6 protein-coding genes are annotated in these 5916 nt (G+C 69.6%); 4 read left to right on the forward strand and 2 right to left on the reverse strand.

Translation table 11 applies throughout. The features are described from left to right. Positions 1–107 precede the first annotated feature (107 nt). Complete coding sequence (locus ACFWIW_RS18535) at positions 108–1028, reverse strand: proteasome assembly chaperone family protein (protein WP_378369628.1); 921 nt, start codon at positions 1026–1028, stop codon at positions 108–110. A 105-nt stretch (positions 1029–1133) separates the two neighbouring features. Between ACFWIW_RS18535 and ACFWIW_RS18540 the strand changes: the two genes are divergently transcribed. Together ACFWIW_RS18540 and ACFWIW_RS18545 are read left to right on the forward strand one after the other, a co-directional pair. After that, positions 1134–1673 carry a PH domain-containing protein gene (locus ACFWIW_RS18540; protein ID WP_378369538.1) on the forward strand — a complete coding sequence of 180 codons (540 nt, stop codon included), beginning with the start codon at positions 1134–1136 and terminating at the stop codon, positions 1671–1673. After that, the gene (locus ACFWIW_RS18545; protein ID WP_378369539.1) at positions 1670–3178 is read left to right on the forward strand and encodes a PH domain-containing protein; all 1509 of its coding nucleotides are present in this window, start codon (positions 1670–1672) and stop codon (positions 3176–3178) included. Before ACFWIW_RS18540 ends, ACFWIW_RS18545 begins: the two co-directional genes overlap by 4 nt. On the opposite strand, the gene ACFWIW_RS18550 is transcribed toward ACFWIW_RS18545, so the two are convergent. Then, a complete protein-coding gene (locus ACFWIW_RS18550) occupies positions 3169–4077 on the reverse strand; it encodes an SDR family oxidoreductase (protein ID WP_378369540.1) in 909 nt (302 codons plus the stop codon). The genes ACFWIW_RS18545 and ACFWIW_RS18550 overlap by 10 nt on opposite strands. 111 nt (positions 4078–4188) lie before the next feature. On the opposite strand from ACFWIW_RS18550, the gene ACFWIW_RS18555 reads away from it, so the two are divergent. Both ACFWIW_RS18555 and ACFWIW_RS18560 read left to right on the forward strand, forming a co-directional pair. Beyond that, entirely contained in the window at positions 4189–4968 is a 780-nt protein-coding gene (locus tag ACFWIW_RS18555) for an IclR family transcriptional regulator (RefSeq protein WP_378369541.1), read from the forward strand. A gap of 130 nt (positions 4969–5098) precedes the next feature. Next, positions 5099–5593 carry a GNAT family N-acetyltransferase gene (locus ACFWIW_RS18560; protein WP_378369542.1) on the forward strand — a complete coding sequence of 165 codons (495 nt, stop codon included), beginning with the start codon at positions 5099–5101 and terminating at the stop codon, positions 5591–5593. The last annotated feature ends 323 nt before the right edge of the window (positions 5594–5916 follow it).

Consider the following 5916-nt stretch of genomic DNA (forward strand, 5'->3'; position numbering starts at 1 on the left):
GGCCGGCTTTTTTGTGGGGGTTTGTCCGCCGACCACACCCCCCCCCCACAACACCCGTGTTTGGGGGCCAGGACGGTTAGAACCGTCCTCGCCACTCACGAGGTGACTCAGCGCTCCGGCGAGTCCCCGCCGTTCTGCTCGGCCAGGAACCGCTCGAACTGGTTACCCAGCTCCTCGGCGGTCGGCATGTGCTCGACCGACTCCGCGAGCAGGCTTTCCTTGCCGGACGCCTCCATGAACGTGTCGTACTGCTGCTCCAGCGCGCGCACGACGTCGGCGACCTTCTCCGAGCCGGCGACCTGGCGGGCGATCTCGGCCTCGGCCTCGTGCGAGGCCTCCCGCAGCTCCCCGTCCGGCAGGTTCAGCCCGGTCGCCGCGGCGACGGCGCCGAGCAGGTTCAGCGCGGCGCTCGGGTACGTCGAGTCCGCCAGGTAGTGCGGCACGTGCGCGGCGAACCCGGACGCGTCGTGCCCCCACTGGCCGAAGCGGAACTCCAGCAGCCCGGCGATACTGCCCGGCACCTGCATCCGGTTGGGCAGCGGGCGGTGCTCCCCGACCAGCTCGTTCCGCGTCGCGTGCGCGGTCACGCCGAGCGGGCGGGTGTGCGGCGCGCCCATCGGGATGCCGTGGAAACCGGTGGTGAGCCGGACGTCCCAGCGTTCCACCAGCCCGCGCACGGCCGCGCAGAACCGCTCCCAGTCGTGGTCCGGCTCCGGCCCGGTGAGCAGCAGGAACGGCACGCCGTCGGCGTCGTGCAGCAGGTGGACGACCAGTTCGGGGGCGTCGTAGTCCTCCCAGTGGTCGATGGCGTAGGTCATCGCCGGACGCCGCGAGCGGTAGTCGATGAGCCGGTCGACGTCGAACCGCGCGATCACGCGGTGCTCGGAGGAGTTCAGGAGCTGCTCGGCGACGAGCTTGCCCGCGGAGCCCGCGTCCATGAAGCCGTCGAAGTAGTGCAGGAGCACGGCCCCGCCGAGGTCAGGGACGTCCGAGTCCACCTCGTACAGGTCTTCCGGGTCCAGCGCCACCAGATCCTCCAGGTTTCGTGCGTGCAACCGTCTACGGGTGGCAACGCCCCGATAGGGGGTATCCATTCCGCCGGCCGTGGCCGAAATCCTATCGGTCCGTGACAGGTGTCGTGGTCGGTCCGCACCGAGGTGGTGCAGGGTGAAGGGGTGACGGAAGAGATCCTGGCCCTGCGTCCGCCCGCCAATCGGGTGAGCAGGCGCGCCATCGGCTACTGGACGGTGTGGGCCGCGGTCGGCTGGGTGATCCTCGTCGCGGCGCAGGCCGTGTTCGTGTTCACGAGTGACGACGCGCCGACGTGGCTCACGGTGACGTTGACGATCTCGTGCGTGCTCGCGCCCCTGCATCTGCTGGTCATGCCGCAGTGGCGCTACCGGATCCACCGCTGGGAGGTCACCGGCGAGGCCGTGTACACCCAGGAAGGCTGGCTCAAACAGGACTGGCGGATCGCGCCGATCTCGCGGATCCAGACCGTCGACATCGAACGCGACCCGGTCGAGCAGCTGTTCCGGCTGGCGAAGATCACCGTGACGACCGCGTCGGCCGCGGGCCCGGTCAAGATCTCCGGTCTCGACCACGCCCAGGCGCTCGCGCTGGCCGCGGAACTCACCAGGACCACGCAGGCCACGCCGGGTGACGCGACATGAGCACCGAGGCACCGCCCGACCCCGGCGACTGGCACCGGCTCGACCGCCGGATGCTGCTGATCCGCCCTGTCCTCGACGTCGTCAAATCGCTGCCGGTGCTGATCGGGACGGTGCTCCTCGGCCGCGGCAACGGCTGGGAGTGGTTCGGCCTCGGCGTCACCGCGCTGACCGTGATGGTCGGCGTCTCGCACGTGCTCACGTCGCGGTACCGGATCGCGGACGGCCAGGTGGAGTGGACGACGGGACTGCTGCTGCGCAAACATCGCGCGATCCCGCTGGACCGGATCCGCACGGTCGACGTCACTTCGGAACCGAAGCACCGTTTGTTCTCCCTCAGCGCCGTGCGCATCGGCACCGGACGGCATTCAGCGGTCCAGGGCGCGGGCGACGATCAGCTGGTGCTCGACGCCGTCAGCCAGGCCGAGGCGCACCGCCTGCGCACGGTTCTCTTGCACCGCAAGGAGATCACCGAGACCACCCGGCCACCCGAACAGGTCGTCGCGGAAGTCGACCGCAAGTGGGTGCGGTACGCGCCGTTCACCCTGTCCGGGCTCGCCGTGGTGGGCGCGGTGTTCGCCGCGGTCTGGCATTTCGCGCACCAGCTGGACATCGCCCCGGAGAACGTCGGACCACTGCGGGACCTCCTGGACGGCCTGGCGGACACGGCGCTGTGGCTGGTCGTCGTCGTGGCGGCGGCGGGCCTGCTCGTGGTCGTCTCACTGCTGTCGGTCGGCGGCTACGTGCTGTCGTTCTGGAACTTCAAGCTCACCAGGGAATCGGAGGGCACGCTGCACGTCCGGCGCGGGCTGATCACCACGCGTTCGGTGTCCATCGAAGAGGAACGGCTCCGCGGCGTCGAGGTGAAGGAGCCGCTGCCGCTGCGGATCGCGGGCGGGGCGCGGCTCACCGCGATCGCGGGCGGGCTGCGCGAGGGCAAGGGCGGCGACAAGGGCGGCGGGCTCCTGCTGCCGCCCGCGCCCGTCGGCCGGGTCCACGAAGTCGCGGCCGAGGTGTTGCGGGAGAACTTCGACCCGGCCACCGTGCCGCTGAACCGGCATCCGAGACGGGCGCTGACGAGGCGGCTCACCCGTGCGATCGGCGGCGTGCTGCTGCTCGCGGCGGCACTGTTCGGGCTGGCCTGGATCGATTTCCTGCCGTCGTGGATGTGGCAGGTCGCGCTCGGCCTGGTGCCGTTCGCCGCGCTGGTGGGCTGGGACCGTTACCGCAACCTCGGCCACGCGATCGTCGGGCGGTACCTGGTCAGCCGGTCCGGTTCGCTGGCGCGGGCGACGGTGGCGATCCGGCGTGAGGGTGTCACCGGCATCGTCGTCAGCCGGTCGTTCTTCCAGCGCCGCGCCGGATTGATCACCGTGACGGCGCCGATCGCGGCGGGCAGGGGCGGCTACCAGGTGGTCGACGTCGGCAAATCGGCCGGGCTCGCGATGGCGGAGCGGGCCGCGCCCGGTCTGCTCACGCCCTTCCTCCGCCGGGACGCTCAGCGGTAGCCGGTGACGTCCGCGGGCAGGCCGGGGTCCTGGACTTCGACGAGATAGCGCCAGCAGTCGGGCCTGCTGCCGTCGAGGTCGGTGAATCCGTATTCCTTCGCCAGTTCGCCGCTGGAAACCGATTTCCCGTTCCAGCGGGCGACTTCCGCGTCACCGGCCAGCGCCGCGACCGCCCTGCCGACGAACGCCGGGCTTTCGGAAATGGCGAAATGCGGCTGCACCTTCGTCGCGTCACGCCAATTCTCTTCCGTCACCCGATAAGCGTCGAGCATCGCTTCGGAACGCAACCAGCCCGGCGTGACGGCAACCGCGGTACCGCCATGCGGTGCCAATTCGTGACCGAGCGCGAACGCCATCCGGTTCACCGCGGTCTTGGCGAGATCGTAGAAGAACGAAACGCGGTAGTTCTCCGAGTTGTATTCGGCGGTGCCGTCGTTGACCTCGACGACCAGCGCGCCCGGATTCCTGATCATGAGCGGAAGCGCGAAATGACTGGTGATCGCATGCGTGTCGACGGCGAGCCGGAGCGTCCGCAGCCCGATGTCCAAAGTGGACCCCCAGACCGTCTTGCCCCATTCGATGGGCGCGCCGTAGATGTCGTTGACCAGCACGTGCAGCGCGCCCTGCTCGGCGTCGATCCGTTCCACCAGTTCGCGGACCTGGTCCGCCGCCAAATGGTCCACACCGATCGCGATCCCGTGCCCGCCCGCCTCGTCGACGAGCGCGGCCGTCTCCTCGATCGTCTCCGGGCGATTCATTTCCGATCGCCGGGAACCGGTACTGCGGCCGGTCACGTAAACGGTCACTCCGGCGGCACCCAGCTGGACCGCTATTCCGCGGCCCGCACCGCGAGTCGCCCCGGCGACCAACGCGATCTTGCCCGCCAATGGCTTTTCCATGGCCCGAACCTAGCAAGAAGTCCGCTTGTTCGTGGACCAAAGTCCCTGGTCGGCAATTCACACAATGTGCTACTTTCTTGACTCTTCGTGATTCCCCGGCGAGAGGTCGAGATGACGCCTGCCGCACGATCCCTGGACACCACCGCCCCGCCGAAACGCACCCCCGGCGCCAGCAGCTCACGCAAGGTCCTGCAGCTGCTGCTCTCGTTCTCCGAACGCCGCTGGGACGCGAGCGTCGCCGAACTGGCCGCGAGGATCGGCACCCCGGTCGCCACGACGTACCGCTATGTGGCGCTGTTGAAGGAACTCCAGCTCCTGGAGGAGGGGAAGACGGGGCGCTATCACGTGACGAGCCAGGTGATGCCGCTCGCGCGGGCCGCGCAACTGGCGAACGACCTCGCCCGCCTCGCCCGGCCGTCGATGGAGGAGGCGGCCCGCGACCTCGGCGAGACGGTGCTGCTGTTCCAGCATTTCGGCGATTCCGCGGTCTGCGCGGACCGGGTCGAATGCGAACGCGCGATGCGGTTCACCTTCCAGCCGGGGCATTCCGTCCCGCTCGGTACCGGCGCGTCGGGCAAGATGCTGCTCGCCATGCTGCCGGAGGGGGAACGCGAACGAAGACTTTCGTCGATCGTCCAGCACCGCGGCCCGAGCGTGCGGGAAGAGGTCAAACGTGCCGGGGCGAACCGGTATTCGGTGAGCTGGGGCGAACTGGACGACGGTGTCTGGTCGTGTTCGGTGCCGATCCCGAGCACCGGGCACCGGCCCGCGGTGCTCACCTTGGCCGCCCCCGCGACCCGGATCGGCGACGACGCGAAACGGGCCGCCATCGTCGCGCTCCAGTCGTACGCGGGCCGGATCCACCGCGCCGTTTCGTCGTTCGCCCTCTGATCACGCGAGTTCCGCCTCCAATCACGCGTGATCGCCGTTCAATCACGCGTGTGCGCCCTCCGATCACGCGTGTTCCCCCCTCGCGGTAATTCGCGCGCGGCCGCTCGGCGCGGCGGGTAGAACTCGATCCGTGATCCGACTCGCCACTCCCGAGGACCTGCCCGCGCTCCAGGACATCGAACGCGCCGCGGGCGAACCGTTCCGCGCGCTCGGCATGGCCGCGATCGCCGACGACGACCCGCCGTCGATCGCGGACCTCGCGGCCTTCCAGCGCGACGGCCGGGCCTGGGTCTGGGACGCCGGCGACGGCCCGGCGGCGTACCTGCTCGCCGAGGTCGTCGACGGCCACGGCCACATCGAGCAGGTGTCCGTCCATCCCGATCACGCGCGCCGGGGTCTCGGGCGGCGGCTGATCGAACACGCCGCGGAGTGGGCATCGCGCGAAGGCCTCGCCGGGCTGACGCTGACGACGTACGCCGACGTGCCGTGGAACGCGCCGTACTACGCCCGGCTCGGCTTCGCGACACTCGACGAAGAGAGCCTCACTGAGGGCCTTCGCGCCGTCCGTGCCCACGAAATCGCCCGCGGCCTGGACGCGTGGCCGCGGGTGACCATGCGGCGATGACTCGGCACCTCCTACTGAAGGTGCCTGTCCGTGAAGGCCTCCTTGAGGGACCCAGAGTCCCTCAAGGAGGCCTTCACGGACTTGGGCACACAGGCGGTGTGAGCACAGGCGTGACTCGCGTGATCAGGGGCGTGACTCGCGTGGCTGGAAGCCGCACTCGGGGTGTTCCGCCGCCGATCACGTGAGTTCCGGCTTCGATCACGTGAGTGCGGCCGATCGGTACAGGGTGGTCGTGAATTGTTATTATGGGTTTAAACCCAAAACCCCCACACTTCCCACCCCCCGGCGGGGTACCGCGCGGGGGGGGGTGGGGTTGGGACAGG

Source organism: Amycolatopsis sp. NPDC058340 (assembly GCF_042723975.1).
In the GTDB taxonomy this organism is placed as follows: Bacteria; Actinomycetota; Actinomycetes; order Mycobacteriales; family Pseudonocardiaceae; genus Amycolatopsis.